The organism is Priestia sp. YIM B13551, from assembly GCF_042787905.1.
Taxonomy (GTDB): domain Bacteria; phylum Bacillota; class Bacilli; order Bacillales; family Bacillaceae_H; genus Priestia.
In genome coordinates, this window is record NZ_JBHZOX010000001.1 from 1,476,673 (window position 1) to 1,492,141 (window position 15,469).

Annotated in this window: 13 protein-coding genes and 1 riboswitch; of the genes, 5 read left to right on the forward strand and 8 right to left on the reverse strand. The window is 37.6% G+C overall.

The window, feature by feature from the left end:
* Positions 1–3 precede the first annotated feature (3 nt).
* The 3 genes from ACFX4N_RS07485 to ACFX4N_RS07495 all read right to left on the reverse strand — a co-directional run bounded on the left by ACFX4N_RS07485 (position 4) and on the right by ACFX4N_RS07495 (position 3,679).
* Entirely contained in the window at positions 4–1,089 is a 1,086-nt protein-coding gene (locus ACFX4N_RS07485) for a type III polyketide synthase (RefSeq protein ID WP_013056163.1), read from the reverse strand.
* 225 nt (positions 1,090–1,314) lie between these two features.
* A complete protein-coding gene (locus tag ACFX4N_RS07490; RefSeq protein WP_013056162.1) occupies positions 1,315–1,857 on the reverse strand; it encodes a GNAT family N-acetyltransferase in 543 nt (180 codons plus the stop codon).
* 397 nt (positions 1,858–2,254) lie between these two features.
* Complete coding sequence (locus tag ACFX4N_RS07495) at positions 2,255–3,679, reverse strand: NAD-dependent succinate-semialdehyde dehydrogenase (RefSeq protein WP_192100623.1); 1,425 nt, start codon at positions 3,677–3,679, stop codon at positions 2,255–2,257.
* 130 nt (positions 3,680–3,809) lie between these two features.
* Here ACFX4N_RS07495 and ACFX4N_RS07500 point away from each other — a divergent pair, with 130 nt between their 5' ends.
* Positions 3,810–4,670: a LysR family transcriptional regulator gene (locus tag ACFX4N_RS07500; protein ID WP_055988981.1), complete on the forward strand. Its 861-nt coding sequence runs from the start codon at positions 3,810–3,812 to the stop codon at positions 4,668–4,670.
* A 127-nt stretch (positions 4,671–4,797) separates the two neighbouring features.
* Here the strand turns inward: ACFX4N_RS07500 and ACFX4N_RS07505 are convergent, their stop codons facing one another.
* The 5 genes from ACFX4N_RS07505 to ACFX4N_RS07525 all read right to left on the reverse strand — a co-directional run bounded on the left by ACFX4N_RS07505 (position 4,798) and on the right by ACFX4N_RS07525 (position 10,989).
* Positions 4,798–6,108, reverse strand: coding sequence for a nucleobase:cation symporter-2 family protein (locus ACFX4N_RS07505; RefSeq protein WP_013056158.1), 1,311 nt, complete (start codon positions 6,106–6,108; stop codon positions 4,798–4,800).
* 1 nt (position 6,109) lies between these two features.
* On the reverse strand, positions 6,110–6,703 hold the full coding sequence (locus tag ACFX4N_RS07510; RefSeq protein WP_013056157.1) for a xanthine phosphoribosyltransferase: 594 nt from the start codon (positions 6,701–6,703) through the stop codon (positions 6,110–6,112).
* Between the two features lie 103 nt (positions 6,704–6,806).
* Positions 6,807–6,908: riboswitch (purine riboswitch) on the reverse strand.
* Between the two features lie 97 nt (positions 6,909–7,005).
* Positions 7,006–8,523 (reverse strand): carboxypeptidase M32, encoded by a 1,518-nt coding sequence (locus ACFX4N_RS07515; RefSeq protein WP_013056156.1) that lies wholly within the window; start codon positions 8,521–8,523, stop codon positions 7,006–7,008.
* A gap of 124 nt (positions 8,524–8,647) precedes the next feature.
* Positions 8,648–10,585: an ATP-dependent DNA helicase gene (locus tag ACFX4N_RS07520; protein WP_377261147.1), complete on the reverse strand. Its 1,938-nt coding sequence runs from the start codon at positions 10,583–10,585 to the stop codon at positions 8,648–8,650.
* A gap of 224 nt (positions 10,586–10,809) precedes the next feature.
* Positions 10,810–10,989 carry a hypothetical protein gene (locus ACFX4N_RS07525; protein ID WP_013056154.1) on the reverse strand — a complete coding sequence of 60 codons (180 nt, stop codon included), beginning with the start codon at positions 10,987–10,989 and terminating at the stop codon, positions 10,810–10,812.
* 332 nt (positions 10,990–11,321) lie between these two features.
* Here ACFX4N_RS07525 and ACFX4N_RS07530 point away from each other — a divergent pair, with 332 nt between their 5' ends.
* Genes ACFX4N_RS07530 through ACFX4N_RS07545 form a run of 4 tightly spaced genes read left to right on the forward strand, consistent with a single transcriptional unit; the run spans position 11,322 to position 15,461 of the window.
* Positions 11,322–12,413 carry an ABC transporter ATP-binding protein gene (locus ACFX4N_RS07530; RefSeq protein ID WP_013056153.1) on the forward strand — a complete coding sequence of 364 codons (1,092 nt, stop codon included), beginning with the start codon at positions 11,322–11,324 and terminating at the stop codon, positions 12,411–12,413.
* Positions 12,414–12,449: 36 nt separating this feature from the next.
* Complete coding sequence (locus ACFX4N_RS07535; protein ID WP_057274593.1) at positions 12,450–13,697, forward strand: ABC transporter substrate-binding protein; 1,248 nt, start codon at positions 12,450–12,452, stop codon at positions 13,695–13,697.
* Positions 13,681–14,634 carry an ABC transporter permease subunit gene (locus tag ACFX4N_RS07540; RefSeq protein WP_192100621.1) on the forward strand — a complete coding sequence of 318 codons (954 nt, stop codon included), beginning with the start codon at positions 13,681–13,683 and terminating at the stop codon, positions 14,632–14,634. Before ACFX4N_RS07535 ends, ACFX4N_RS07540 begins: the two co-directional genes overlap by 17 nt.
* A 14-nt stretch (positions 14,635–14,648) precedes the next feature.
* On the forward strand, positions 14,649–15,461 hold the full coding sequence (locus ACFX4N_RS07545; RefSeq protein ID WP_013056150.1) for a carbohydrate ABC transporter permease: 813 nt from the start codon (positions 14,649–14,651) through the stop codon (positions 15,459–15,461).
* Positions 15,462–15,469: the final 8 nt, after the last annotated feature.

Genomic DNA, 15,469 nt, shown 5'->3' on the forward strand with positions numbered 1-15,469 from the left:
GCTTTACCTCCACTCTAATAGAAGCATTTCAGAACTAAATCCAGGGCCAAGAGCTGTTAATAAACCGTATTCTTTACTCGAAATTTCTTTCTTCATAAAGCGGTCTAGCACATACAAAACGGTTGCCGAAGACATGTTTCCATGGTTTTTAAGTACATCTAGGGAATCAGCAATCATATTTTCGTTTAACGACAGCGTTGATACATATGCTTCAAGCACTTTTTTTCCTCCAGGATGAGCAACAAAATGCTTCAAATCGCGACTGGTCAAATGCTGTGTTTGTAAAAATGACTCAACTTCTCCGCCTAACCACGAATCGATAATCGTGGGAATATCTTTTGAAAAGACAACAAATAGTCCATCATTTTTAATCTCCCACCCCATTACATCTTCTGAATTGGGCATGAGCGTCGATTGTGTATGTAAAATGTAAGGATAGCTTTTTGCAAGGGCAAAAGTGGTGTCAGCTTCGTCACCTGCGACTAAAGCAGCCGCTACTCCATCAGCAAATAAAGATGTACCGATTAAGTTGCTTTTTGAACGATCATTTCGCTGAAAAGTTAAACTGCAAAGCTCAATGGATAAAACAAGGACTTTGGCACGCGGAAAGGCTTTGCAATACTCATAAGCTCTTGAAAGCCCAGACGCTCCTCCAGCACACCCTAATCCCCAAATAGGAATTCTTTTTGTATGGTCTGAGAACGCAAGCTTATTCATAATTCGCGCTTCAATGCTAGGCGTAGCTAAGCCGCTTGTTGAAACATAAAAAATAGCCTCAATTTCTCCACACGGCAAAGGGGTACTTACATAGTTCTTATTTGTTAAGCAGTCTTCAATTGCTTTTGTACCTAATTCAACAGCAGATTCTATAAAAGCATCATTTTTTTCTTCAAATGTATGATCTTCTTGAAACCAAGATAAGTCTTTGGCAAAATTACGTTTCTCAATTTGGCCATTTTGAAAAACGGTTAGCAGACGATTAATATCTTTAAACGATTCGGAAAAAAGTTCTTTTGCAAATAGCAGCGTGTCTTGCTGAGTTAATTCATAAGGGGGAACTCCAAATCCAACTGAGATAATCTTTGGCATACACTTCACCTCTTTGATTGCGTTACATTTAATATTTGTAATAGCTGGGGATTTATTCAATTCTTTTTTAGTGGAATGGAGGCGAAACACAAAAAAAACTTTCCTGTAACTCAGGAAAGTCTACGTTTTGAAGAAGTGTATGTTTGTTGTGCACTTTTATTATAGCGCAAATAATCTGAATGTACAGATACAATTTATGGATTGACGAAAATAAGTGCTTATTTTTTATGAAAAGAAAATGGACATATAGATTTCATCTACATATTCATTGTTGAAATAAGCTTGTTCTTTCATAACGCCTTCTTGTTCAAATCCTACCTTTTTATACAATTCGTATGCCACTTTATTCGAAGCAAACACAGTTAAAGAAAGTTTATGAAGATTATTTTCTTTGCACCAGTTTAGTGTATAATTCATAAATTGTTTTCCTATCCCCATTCCCTGTGCTTTTGAAATAAGCCATGTACGGAAGAGCCCCGTGTGGCGCTTCATTTTAATTTCGCCTCTAAGAACACGTGCAATTCCAAGCACTTCACCTTCGACTTCAGCTACAACGTACATGTGATTGTTCTTTTCTACTGATGCAATAAAATCTTGCTCTTCTTGGACTGTGCGCGGCTCATCTTTTTGAATAAATTCCCCAGCCTCAATAATTTCTCTTACCGCTGTTGTAATATGCTCCGCATCACTTGCCTGTGCGGGGCGAATAGTGACTTCACGTCCGTCTTTTGCTTTAAATTTCACTATGTTTTTCTCTGCTGTAATCATCTATATCAACTCCTATATTTTTCACTATTCAGTACTACTATTTTGGTTCTAGCTTGCGTAATTTATCAGTGGTAAAGTTCCGCTTTTCATTTCATCTAACAAGCAATCATGTGCATTTGTTGTATTACCCACGCTTTAAACAAAGCTAAACCATTTTTGAAATATTTATTCTTGCACAGACATCCTAGAAATGCAATTAATTGCGTTAAAGAACTATTATTCCAAATTTTCTTTACAAAAGTTCATAAAAAAAGGCTGGGACACAACGAAACACATGAAAGCTACGTCCATCTTAACAACAAAAAAATACGAACTAACAACCAATAATTTTGATTATTAGTTGCTAGTTCGTATTTCACTTCGAATAAAATATTTTTGTCCCAGCCTCTACTTTTTATTAAAGTCCCATTGAGATATATTTTACTTCTAAATAATCTTCAATGCCGTAATGACTTCCTTCACGTCCAAGACCACTTTCTTTAAAGCCGCCGAATGGAGCTTGAGCTGCAGATGGGGAGGCGTCATTTACTCCTACAATGCCGTATTCTAACTCTTCAGATACAAACGTTGCTTCTTTAATGTTTTCTGTAAATACGTAAGCGGCTAAACCATAAGGGCTATTGTTTGCTCGTTCTACGGCTTCTTCTACTGTTTTGAATGTTGCTACAGGTGCCAATGGTCCAAACGTTTCTTCAAACATGCAATTCATGTCATCAGTTACATTTGTAATAATTGTCGGTTCCATAAAGAAACCGTTTTTAGTTGTTATAGCTTGTCCGCCAACCACAACTTTAGCTCCTTTACTTTTTGCATCCGCAATTTGTGCTTTTACTTTCTCAACCGCTTTGTCGTTAATTAACGGTCCAACTTGTGTACCTTCTTCTAATCCATTTCCTACTGTTAATTCCGCCGCTTTTGTTGCAAATTTTTCAACAAAAGCATCTGCAATGGATTCTTGTACATATACGCGGTTTGTGCAGATGCACGTTTGACCTGCGTTGACAAACTTAGAAGCAATTACGCCGTTTACAGCAGCGTCTAAATCTGCATTTTCTGTTACGATAAACGGTGCGTGACCGCCTAATTCCAGCGATAATTTTTTCACAGTATCCGCAGCACCGCGCATTAAATGTTTACCAACCGCTGTTGAACCAGTAAATGTTAATTTTCGGATGCGTCCGTCTTTTTGCCATGTGTCGCCAATAGCTGCTGCATCTCCAGTAACAACATTGATCACACCTTTTGGAACTCCCGCTTCTTCTGCGAGCTCTACTAAACGAAATGCTGTAAATGGTGTTTCTTCAGATGGTTTGAGAACAATTGTACATCCTGCTGCAAGAGCTGGGGCCACTTTACGCGTAATCATTGCTGCAGGGAAGTTCCATGGTGTAATAGCTGCTACAACGCCGACAGGCTGTTTTTTAACCGTAATACGTTTATGCGTATGATGAGCTGGAATCGTTTCACCGTATACACGCTTTCCTTCTTCAGCAAACCAAGCAATATAATCATTCCCATACTGCACTTCACCTTTTGCTTCTGCAAATGGTTTGCCTTGTTCCGTTGTCATAATTTCTGCTAGTCCATCTTTATGATTTTCAATTAGTTGATGCCATCTCATTAAAATAGCACTGCGCTCTTGAGCGGTTCTTTTCGACCATGTTTTAAAAGCTGCAGCCGCTGCATGAGCGGCAAGTGCTGCTTCCTTTGCGCCTGCCTTTGGAATTTGTCCTATAACTTCTTTTGTTGCTGGATTAATCACATCAATTTTCTCTTCAGTTGTTGTCCATTCACCGTTAATATATAGTTTGTTTGGATACATCATTCATCCTCCTAGTTGTGTGAATTTCTTTGTGCTGTGTTAACTACACTATATACACTAGCATCTTCATTGATTTATGAGAACTTCCCTTCTATACTATGGGTATAACAAAAGGTTATAGGTGATAAATATGAAAACAGAATGGCTTAAGTCTTTTATTGAAACAGCCAAAACAAAAAGCTTAAGCAAAGCAAGCGAACAGCTGCATATGACGCAGCCTGCACTTAGTAAGCAAATGAGAAAACTAGAAGAAGATTTAGGAGTAACATTATTTATTCGCTCCGCTACAGGAGTAGAATTAACCTCAGCAGGTGAAATTCTTTTACAGGAAGGTGAATCCATACTATCAAGCGTTCATGCTCTTCAAAAAAAATTAGTGTCTACGCAAGAAGCTTGTGATTTAACTATCGGAACGTGGCAGAGTATGGCTGCTTTTTACTTACCTTATCAACTGGCTTCTGCTGAAGACCACAATCGCCATATTGATATAAAAACCTCGCATCACTATTATGATTTGTTAGAGCAGTTAGAAAGCAATAAAATTGACGGGGCTTTATTTGATGATCGAGAGATTCAACATACTTACTGGTCAAAACTATTGTTCAAAGAAGACTTTTATTTATTTGTGAATGATCAGCACCCGTTAGCCGAAAAAGAAAGTGTATCATTTGAAGATTTCAAAGAAGAACCCATTGTAGTTCTCCCCCCAGGGTGCGATGTTCGGACACTAGTAGAAAAAGCGTACAATCGTCATAACTTAAAGATTCCCATTGCCAATGAAATTGAATTTGCTCAAAGCATTATGGGATTTATTTCAGCTAATTTAGGTATTTCAATTCTACCTGAAATTTTTATGCGCCATTTACAAAGCTCAAACATTAAAGCTTTACCCATCACAGACTTCAAATTCAAAAGAGAAATTTCATTAGTGGCAAAAAACCCTGACGTGGGAAAAATGCTTTATACGCTGTTTTTCAAAACACGATCTTAATAGGAAAGACAAACAAATTAGATGAATGATCTACTATGGATCACTTGTTGCACCATGACAATGAAAAGATCCGAACGATTAATCGTTCGGATCTTTTCAACTAAAATACTTTTGTTCTAGCCTCTTTTTATTTCGATACTACTTCATTTGTTAACTTTGTTTCTGCAACTTGCGTACGTGGTGATTTCATCATATTAAAGACAATGTTTAAAAAGATTGCTGTAAAACTCCCCATTACAATACCGCTTCCAGTAAGAACTTGAAGACTCTCTGGTAAGTTTTTGAAGAGTTCAGGTACAACCGTCACCCCTAGACCCATGCCAACCGAACATGCAATCACAAGAAGGTTTTCTTGTTTTGCTAAATCAACTTGACTAAGGATTTTAATACCTGAAGAGATTACCATTCCAAACATAGCTACCATTGCTCCTCCAAGTACAGAGCTCGGGATAACTGTCGTCACGGCTGCGATTTTAGGTAGGAAACCCAAAATGATTAAAATTCCACTCGCTGCAAATACAACATTTCTTGTGCGAACACCTGACAACTGTAAAAGGCCTACATTTTGAGAATACGCTGTATAAGGAAATGCGTTAAAAAATCCGCCTAATAAAATCGCCAATCCTTCTGCACGATAGCCTTTAGATAAATCTTTTTCATCCACTTCTTTTTTACAAATATCACTAACGGCAAAATAAACGCCTGTTGACTCGACAATGCCAACAAGTAAAACAAGGAACATTGTCAGAATGGCCATAATATTAAAAGTTGGCATCCCAAAGTACAGCACATGTGGCATATGAACCCACGCTTCTTCTTTTACTCCGGAAAAATCAACTTTCCCCATAAAAGACGCAGCAATTGTTCCAACAACTAATCCTAATAAGACAGAGACCGAGCGCATAAACCCTTTTGTAAATCGATACAGAACAATAATCAATAGTAAAACGCCAAAACCTAAACCTAAATTGCTCAAGCTCCCAAAATCTTTACTTCCTTCTCCTCCGGCTAAATCTTTTATCGCTACGGGAATTAACGTAATTCCAATAATCGTTACAACCGAACCTGTAACTAAAGGAGGGAAAAACTTAACCAATTTACCTAAAAAAGCAGAAAGAAGGACGATGAGTAAACCAGCGACGATAATAGAACCATATATGGAGGAAACGCCGTAAGAACCTCCAATTGAAATCATAGGTCCTACGGCAGTAAACGTACACCCTAATACAACTGGAAGACCAATTCCAAAAAAACGATTTTTCCATACTTGCAGTAGCGTTGCCACACCGCACATAAATAAGTCAATCGCCACTAAATACGTAAGCTGCTGCTGAGTCAAGCCAATGGCTCCTCCAACAATAAGCGGAACAACAATCGCACCTCCGTACATAGCTAAAACATGCTGTAAACCAAGTGAAAAGACTTTTCCTTTATTCATATTAAACCTCCACTGTTGGTTTATCTTCAACAAATGTCACTTTACCATTTGATAAAGACTGAATGCGTGCTAATGATTCTACTTTAACGCCTGATTGACGAATTTGTTTTCCTCCATCTTGGAACGCTTTTTCAATAACAATACCAATGCCGCCTACTTTAGCACCTGCTTTTTGCACGATATCCATCAAGCCGAATGCAGCTTGGCCGTTTGCTAAAAAGTCATCAATAATTAAAATCACGTCATCTTCTTGAATAAATTTATCAGCAACTGAAATTTCATTTTCTTCTTTTTTTGTAAATGAATATACTTTTGATGTAATGAGTCCGTCTTGAAGTGTTAAAGATTTTCTTTTTCTAGCAAACACCATCTCAACGTTTAGCTTCAATGCGGTCATAATCGCTGGAGCAATTCCTGATGATTCAATCGTTAAAATCTTCGTAATTCCTGCATCTTCAAAACGCGAAGCGAATTCTTCTCCAATTTCTTTCATTAATACAGGATCCATTTGGTGGTTTAAAAATGTGTCTACTTTTAAAACCGTGTCCGATAATACGATACCATCTGTTAAAATTTTGTTTTGCAAAGCTTTCATAGTTCGTTCCTCCAACGTTTGTATTAAAAAAGCTCAAAAACATAGCTGCACTCGTATATGAGTAGAGCAATGTCTTTGAGCTTTTACGCACAAAAGTGAAAAACAAACTTCATCGCTCACCCATAGTCAAACTATTTACGGTAGTTTGGTAGATACTTACGAGCCTTATTCTCGTCATTATATGAGTGCGTTATTGAGTTAATTGTATTATATCAGCAAATCTTTTATTTGAAAATATCTAAAAACGATATTTTCGAACATTTACTTGTGATACAAAACATAATATTCGTTTATAGCGCCTTTTATACGTGATAAATTTCTCCATATTTCTTTTCTAGATACTGAATTAAATAATCTACATTTAAGCCTTCTCCCGTTACATCGTTTAAAATTTCAAGAGGCTTTTTCATTTTTCCGTACTGATGAATATGTTCTGTTAGCCAATTTGTGATCGGCGAAATTTCTCCTTTTTCGAGGAGTTCATCATAATTGGGCAAGTCTTTTAACATGGTATGCTTAAACTGCGCTGCGTACATATAGCCAAGAGCGTAGGAAGGGAAGTACCCAAAGCTTCCTCCGGCCCAGTGTACATCCTGAAGCACGCCTTCTCCATCGTGACTTGGACGAACTCCTAAATATTCTTCGTATTTCTCATTCCAAATTTCCGGTAAATCTGCAACTTTATATTCTCCGTTTATTAATCCTTTTTCAATCTCATAGCGAATCATAATATGAAGAGGATACGTTAACTCATCTGCTTCAATACGAATAAGCGACGGTTTCGCCTCATTTACTCCTCGGTAAAAATCTTCTAAATCTACATCGTCAAATTGTCCCGGCGCATGCTTTTTTAGTACGTCGTAATGATGCTGCCAAAATGCTTTATTTTTCCCGACAAACTGCTCAAAAAACAGCGACTGTGATTCATGAATTCCCATTGAAGTACCTTCACATAGAACCGTACCCACAAGATCCTTTGAAATATTCTGCTCATATAAAGCATGGCCGCATTCGTGAATCGTTCCAAAAATAGCCGTTCGGAAATCGTTTTCAGCATACTTAGTCGTGATGCGCACATCTCCCGGGTTTAAGCCAGTAGCAAAAGGATGGACTGTTTCATCAAGTCGCCCCGCTTCAAAATCGTAGCCAAGCGTTTTTAACACGTCTAGACTAAATTGCTTTTGCGCTTCTTTTGGGAAAGTACGGAATAAAAATTCCGTATTTGGCTTTGTATTCGACCCGGCGATTCGCTGAACAAGAGGCACAATATGCTCCCGTAGCTTTCCAAATACCTCGTCTAAGATTTCAACCGTCATCCCCGGTTCAAAAAGGTCTAATAAACGGTTATATTTGTTTCCTTCATACCCCCAATACTCCACAAACTTCTGATTGAAAGCTACAATTTTTTCGAGGTACGGTTGAAATAAAGCAAAATCTGCTTTTTCTTTTGCGTCTTCCCAAACCGACTCAGCTTTTGAAGTTAATGTAACGTATTCTTTATATTCATGCGGAGGAATCTTTTTATTTAAGTCATATTCTTTTTTACATTCTTCCACTGCTTTTTTCGTAATATCGTTTATGTAAGGCTGTGACTCAGGGGTCGTTAATTTCTCAATAAAACCTGCCATGTCATCAGAAACAGAAAGATTGAACGCTTCTGATGACATCATGCCAATAACTTCAGAACGCTGATCCGCCCCTTTTTTTGGAGCACCCGTCCTCAAATCCCAGTACATCACTCCGATTGCCTCGTGATAACTTTTGATTTTATTCATGTATTCATAAAACTGTTTCTCAATTTTCTGTATGTCTTCTCTCATTGTTTTTCCTCCTTACTTTCCTTATTTCACCATAAATTATTTTATCATAATAGTAACGGTGTGTATATAACTGAATATTCAATCTATTATGCATATAAAAAAGCGCGGCTACAACCGCGCTTTTTTATACGTTTTCTATTTTTGTTGGGACATTTTGTTCAATGATTGAACGCACTTTTGAATCTGTGCTTTTTGGCATAAAGATCGTGATTAGACCCTTATCGTTATGAGAGCGAATCAGTCTTCCAACTCCTTGCTTTAAGCGAAGAAGCATATACGGCATATCTGCATCCCAAAATGGATCGACTACTTGATTGCGCTTTGCTTCAAAGACCGGATCATTTGGCGGATATGGCAGAGACCAAATAATTACATTAGATAGCGAAGGTCCAGGAATATCCAATCCTTCCCACAAATGAACAGCGCATAAAATCGTTTCTTCTTCCCTTTGGAACTGAGATACTAATTTACTGATTTCTTGATCGCCTTCAAATAAAAATGTGTACTGATTTAACTCTTTGGAAACTTCTTTGAACATCTCTAGTTCTTCTTTGCTATTAAACAATAAAAGTGCTCGTCCGTTCGTTTTTTCGAGCTGAGCAACAGCAAAGGCGAATTTTTCAGCAAACGCTTCTTCTTGATCATCCGAAACATTTTTTACCGCAATTTTCATTTGCTCATCATAATCAAATGGCGATTCAACAGAAAAAGAAAGCGGCTTTGCAATTCCTAAGCTATATGCTAAATAATCGAACGATTGGTTATCTGAAAGAGTCGCAGAAGTGAAAATATATGGTATTTTCTTCGCAAATACTCGTTCTTTTAAGACGTCTTTTACTGCTTGCGGCATAATAACCAACGTCAGTTTCCAGTTATTTTCTTCTACCCAGTAGATGGCATTTTCGTTGTCCATAAATAAGCGCAGCGAATAATCAATTTGATCTAGGTACTCATCTACAATTCGCAGCGTATATTCGTCTACTGTATAGGTCTCACTCTCAAACACAAGCTCGTTTCCGATATGCTCAAGCAGCGATAAAAGTTCTTTTCCTACACTTTGTAATCCGTTTGTGCGGGCTACTTCTTTACGGCTAGAACCAACGATTTCTGTGCTTGCTTCACTTAAACGGTCAAAGAACATTGCATATACATCGATAGCGTGCTCGATCTTCACAGCAAATTCTTCTCGCACGTCATTTTCTAATAGACGCGTTAACAAGTTTTCTAACGTATCTTCTTGAATGCGATATGTTAAAGCCTTTTGTGCAGCAAATTCCAGCAGGTGACCTTCATCAAATACAACACAGCTGCTTTCAGGAAGAAGGGGAAGCTGTCCTTCACGCTTGCGGGCTTCATATGTCCAAATGTGCTCCATGTAAAAATCGTGAGAGCAAATAATTAAGTCATGTGCTTTTCTATAGTGCTCACGTGAAAGCGTTAAGCCGCATCTATGACGCTGCTCACAGGAAGAGCAGTCTTGAAACGTATCCCAGTTAATTTGATTCCATTCCTCATCCGTTAAATGAGGATATTCTTTACGGTCTCCGTAGTGATAGAACGACTGCATACCGCTATGATCATGAACAAAATCAGGAAGCGTATCGTAAATTTCTTCAATGTTTTCATTATCTGTTCGTGCTGTCACAGCATCTAATTTCTTTAAACACAGATACTGATCTTGAGATTTTGCTAGGCGAACATCCATGTTAATATCTAAAATGCCAGAGAGCTTTGCAATGTCTCCTTCGGCTTTTACTAACTGTTCAATTAATGTTTCATCCGCACAGGCAATAATAGCTGGCTTGCCAATATACCTTGCATAACAAATAGCGTACAGCAAATACACAATGGTTTTCCCTGTTCCTACACCTGCTTCTGCAAATATTACATTTTTTTCTTTAAAAGCTCGTTCGATTTGAAAAGCCATAAAAATTTGTTCATCCCGAAGTTCTAACCCTGCGTCTGGAAGATGATCATAAAAAACATCACCTATCCATTCATTTAATTTGTCAAAAAAGTTTTCATCCCGCTCAATTGTAAAAGGCAACCGCTCTCTCATCATCGATACTGACTCCTTTATTTATGTAAATATCTATCAATAAAAATTAGCTTCACTTCTTTTTATCTAGTAAATTTCTCATGTAAGCAAAACTTAATTATTGACTACTTTATCTAAAATGTCAATAAAAAGAGCTGAACATAAAAAAGTTCTGCCTGTAAGGACAGAACCTTTTTGTATAAAAGCTGAGTGTATAGAACGCAAACGGAATAAGTGCTATTAAAAAATTAATTACAGCGGAATTTTGAGTCCGTGGACTGAGACAATAAAAAGGCCGCTTCATACTCGGCTTTTGCTTGTTCCAGCTGAGTAAGCGTCTCTCCGCTCACTTCTATTCCCTGCTGCATTAAATGATAGCTGTTTTCCAACGCTTGACGAATCATAGTGAACTGCGTGTTTCTATCCATTTATAAACATCCTCTCTCTGTAATGCTTACTATAAAAGTGAATACTATCATTCTATACACCAGCTGTTTATTTTATTCTCAAAACCAGCATCTCTGGCTTAATAAATGGATTCTTTCATTTAAAAAAATAATCTAACTTATTAAAATATTTTAATTCTCACTTGACTTATAGGAATAATATATTTTAAAATTACTTACATATTCAATCACTCAAAACTACATAATACAGGCTTACCGGTCAACCGATAGCCTCTAATTGCCAGATACGCGTACAATCCGTCTGTGCAATTAGAGGCTTTTATTTTTTAAAAAGCCTGCTGAAAGGAGAAAAAATGGCAGAACTGCAGTTACAGCATGTGTATAAAAAATACGGAAAAGATAGTCTTGCAGTTGATAATTTCAATCTTCATATTCAAGACAAAGAATTTATTGTATTTGTAGGACCTTCAGGCTGCGGCAAATCCACTACCCTTCGAATGATCGCCGGCCTTGAATCGATAACAGAAGGAGAATTGCTTATTAATGGAGATCGTGCAAACGATTTGCCTTCTAAGGACCGAGATATTGCAATGGTGTTTCAAAACTACGCGCTTTACCCTCATTTAACAGTTTACGACAACATGGCATTTGGCTTGCAGCTCCGCAAAGTCCCAAAACAAGAAATTGATGAGCGCGTTCGTGAAGCGGCTCGTATTTTGGACTTAGAACCCTATTTAAAACGCAAGCCAAAAGCGTTATCAGGAGGGCAGCGTCAGCGGGTGGCTTTAGGAAGAGCCATTGTACGGAATGCCCAAATTTTTTTAATGGATGAGCCTTTATCTAATCTTGATGCGAAGCTTCGCGTACAAATGCGTGCTGAAATCAGTAAGCTTCATCAGAGGCTGCAGACGACCATTATTTATGTAACCCACGATCAAACAGAAGCGATGACGATGGCAAGCAGAATCGTAGTTATGAAAGACGGAAAAATTCAGCAAATAGGTTCACCTATGCAAGTGTATAATGCTCCAGAGAATACGTTTGTAGCCAGTTTTATAGGATCACCGGGAATGAACTTTTTCACAGGAAAAGTAGTGAACAGCAAACTGCACATCAGTGAACATGAGTTTCAACTGACAGAAAATCAAATGCATTCGTTACATGAAAAAGGCTACAACAATCAGTTTATTACTGTAGGAATTCGACCTGAGCATGTTACGCGCGCCTCTTCTGATGCTCCTCATATTTCATTACTGGTAGATGTGTCTGAGTTATTAGGAGCAGAGTACATACTATACAGTAGTTTAGGAGACCAGCTCTTTGTGGCTAAAATCCCTGGGGATGAACATATTCAAGTTCATCAGTACTTTCCATTTCATTTTCAAATGAATCATGCTCATTTCTTTGACCAAGCATCTACCAACCGTATCAAAATTGACCAATAACTATCTAAAAAGAATTCTATAAGTGGGGGAACTAAAATGAAAAAATTATTAATTCTGTTAGCAATGCTCACCGTGATCATCGCGGGCTGCGGCAAAAACAGTTCAACAAGCGGTGACAGCAGCGACTCTTCTAAAAAAGTAACCATTAACTTTACGCATTGGCGAGGAGAAGATTCGAAAGCTTTTGATTCTATCATTGAGCAATTTGAAAAGAAAAATCCAAATATTCATGTAGAAATGACCGTCTTTCCTTCTGATTCATATCAATCACAAATTCAAGGATCTCTACTATCTGGAGAAGGTATCGATGTATTTGCTAGTTTTCCAGGAAGTCAATTTGAAACGATTCGCAAAGCAAATGGTTTTGCAAAGCTGGACGACCAAAACTTACTCAGCAAATTTGACGAAAAGCTAATCCAAGCGGGTAAATCGGATAATACGCAATATGCTCTTCCTTATCAGCTAGTCTATAACATCCCTGTCTATAACAAAGGCATTTTTGAAAAACTAAATTTAGATATTCCTAAAGATTGGAATAGCTTTTTAAAAACATCTGAAACATTAAAGAAAAATGGATACACGCCGATTTTATTTTCAGGAGACGTAAGTCCTTCTCAATTTATTAATCCAATGATTATGAATAACGAACCTACAAACAACGCCCTTCACGAAGTAGAAACGGGCAAGCGCAAGCTAACTGATGAATGGTTTATCAAAACCCTATCTCAAATTAAAGAATTAAATGACAAAGGTTACTTCCAAAAAGATGCTCTTGGTACGAAAAAAGAAAGTGCTGCAGCACTTTTTGCTCAGGAAAAAGGCGCAATGCTTGCTCAAGGTTCTTATATGATGGCTACAGTCAAACAGCAAAATCCGAAGATTGATCAAGGTTTGCTTGCACCGATTACAGTGGATCAAGATAAAGCAAAATACGAAGGTGTTCATACCACGACATTCTTATTAGGTGTTGCTGAAAAATCAAAACACAAAGAAGCTGCTAAGAAATTTTTAACTTTCCTTGCAGATCCAAAGATTTCTTCTGAGTATGCGAATGCTACTGGCCAGTTATTAACGGTCAAAGACGTGAAATATGATTCACCTGAACTCAAAGAAAGCGCAAAATGGAAAGACAAAAAAACGGTCTTCCAACCTCGATTTACAATTTTAAATGAGCGCGTATCAAAAGCTGTTGAAACATCTGTACAGGACGTACTATCCGGTATGTCAGCGAAAAAAGCTGCTGAAAAAGCACAAGGAGAGGTAGAACGTGTCGCTAAAAACTAATACGTCTATTCAAGAAGAAGAAAAGAGAACCCCTTCGTTCTCTTTTCCTCTCTTTTCATTTAAAAGTATCTCTAAAAGCAGACATCTATGGTTGTTTTTACTTCCCGGTTTTGTCATATATACTGTTTTCTTTGCATTGCCAACGCTTTCTGCTTTATTTTTAAGCACAACTGATTGGAATGGATTATCTTCTCAGTTCTCATTTGTAGGGTTTCAAAACTTCAAAGAAATTTTAACAAACGATGCTATTTTTACACAGTCTCTTACAAACAACTTAAAGTTCACAATTGGCGTGCTGATCTTTCAAACGTTATTGAGCTTAGGCTTTGCACTCTTACTTTATAAAAATTCTGCATGGAATACATTTTATCGCTCACTCTTTTTTGTACCGACGATTATTTCGTCCGTGTCGATTGCTTTCACGTGGAACTTTATGTATGACCCCAACATTGGAGGAGTTAACCTATTTTTAAGTAAAATAGGCCTTGAGCATTGGACCCAGTCTTGGATTGGAAATGGGCATATCGCAATTTACAGCTTGGCTTTTGTACAATTTTGGGCACATACTGGTCAAATGCTTATTATTTTTGCAGCTGGAATTCAAGCTATTCCCAGTGAGTTATATGAAGCTGCTAGTATTGATGGAGCAACAAGATGGCAAAAATTCAAGCGCATTACGTGGCCTCTTTTAGCTCCAGCTACGACAATGGTTGTAGCTTATACGACCATACAAAGTTTTAAAGCATTTGATTTAATCATTGCAATGACAAATGGAGGTCCCTCCAATTCAACTGAAATTCTTTCGACGCTTCTTTATCACGAAGCTTTTATTAATTTTCGTTTCGGCTATGCCTCTGCCATTTCAGTTGTATTTATGATTGTGATTGCTCTTTTAACGTTTCTTCAATTTCGCGTACTTCGCTTGACCAAAATGTAAAAGGAGATTCTTTTATGAAACAAAACCCATTCAGACAACTGATTTTAGGGATATACGGTTTAATCATTCTGTTGCCCTTAAGCTTGGTTTTATTAACAACCTTTAAAACAACGCCTGAACTTTACAGCAACCCAATCGGATTACCAGCAGGCTGGAATATTGAAAATTATAAACAGCTGCTCGTCAATGAACCCATCTTTGGCTATATTAAAAACAGCGTGATTGTTACCGTCTTTAGCACGTTTTTTATTCTATGGTTTTCAAGCATGATTGCTTATGCTATTATTCAGCTACCTCAAAAGCTTGGATGGATTGTATACGGCTTTTTTGTTTGCGGAATGATTGTCCCTACTCAAGTCAATATGATTCCTGTCTTTTTGCTGATGAATAAGCTTGGGCTCGTCAATACGCTAACAGGCGTCATTATCGTCTCCATAAGCTTTTTGCTTCCCATCGGTGTGTTTATTATCACGGGGTTTATGAAAACTTTGCCAAGGGAACTATTCGAAGCTGCTCGCATGGACGGAGCGTCAGAGTGGAAAATATATTCAAAAATCGCTCTTCGACTCTCAATACCATCAATGGCTACAGTGGGAATTTTTTCGTTTGTGATTGTGTGGAATGATCTGTTATTCCCTTTGCTATTGTTAAAATCTAAAGAAGTAAAAACGCTGCCTATTGCACTATTGGACTTTCAAGGGGAATTTCTGACTAATTACCCTATGCTGTTTTCAGCAGTCGTTCTTTCTTCTATCCCACTATTGATTGCGTACGTGTTTTTGCAAAAGCATTTCATTTCAGGAATGACATCTGGGGCATTAAAATAGCAGGCAAG